The following is a 568-nucleotide window of genomic DNA, read 5'->3' as shown; positions in this document are numbered from 1 at the left end:
AAGCCGGTCGATGCCGACGTGGACAGGGAAGTGATCCGGCTGTCGGCGGTGCTCAGGCCCGTCGAGGACGACGTCGACAGCGAGGCCAGGCCGCTGGTGATGGCGCTGACGCCGGTTGACATGGAGCTGACGCCCGTGGACAGCGATGCGACCGTGCTGCTCGTGGTACTCAGCCCGGTGGACAGGGACGTCATGCCGCTGGTCGCCGTGCTCAGGCCGGATGAAACCGAGGTTGACAGCGAGTTGAAGCCCGTCGAAATGGAGCTAAAGCCTGTCGAGACAGAGGTAAAACCCGTGGACAGGGATGCGACGCTGCTATCCGTGGTGCTCAGCCCGGTGGAGAGGGACGTCATGCCGCTGGCGGCGGTGCTCAGTCCGGACGAAACCGATGTTGACAGCGAACTGAAGCCGGTCGAGATGGAGCTAAAGCCCGTTGAGACGGAATTAAAGCCGGTGGACAGGGAGGTCACGCTGCTGTTGGCTGTGCTCAGGCCGGTCGACAGCGAGGTGATGCCGCTGGTGGCCGTGCTCAAGCCGGTCGATGTCGATGTTGACAGCGAAGTGACGC

Annotated in this window: 1 protein-coding gene and 1 pseudogene; one reads left to right on the top strand and one right to left on the bottom strand. The window is 63.7% G+C overall.

The window, feature by feature from the left end; genetic code table 11:
* Positions 1-194 (bottom strand): annotated as a pseudogene (locus PMI15_RS25550) (cell surface protein); the annotation flags it as partial.
* On the opposite strand from PMI15_RS25550, the gene PMI15_RS25545 reads away from it, so the two are divergent.
* On the top strand, positions 193-568 hold a 376-nt coding region (locus PMI15_RS25545; RefSeq protein WP_369751967.1), incomplete at its 3' end, for a hypothetical protein. The pseudogene PMI15_RS25550 and the gene PMI15_RS25545 overlap by 2 nt on opposite strands.

This window comes from Polaromonas sp. CF318, from assembly GCF_000282655.1.
In the GTDB taxonomy this organism is placed as follows: domain Bacteria; phylum Pseudomonadota; class Gammaproteobacteria; order Burkholderiales; family Burkholderiaceae_C; genus Polaromonas.
The sequence above is the reverse complement of the archived record's forward strand: the minus strand, read 5'-3'. Positions and strand labels throughout refer to the sequence as shown.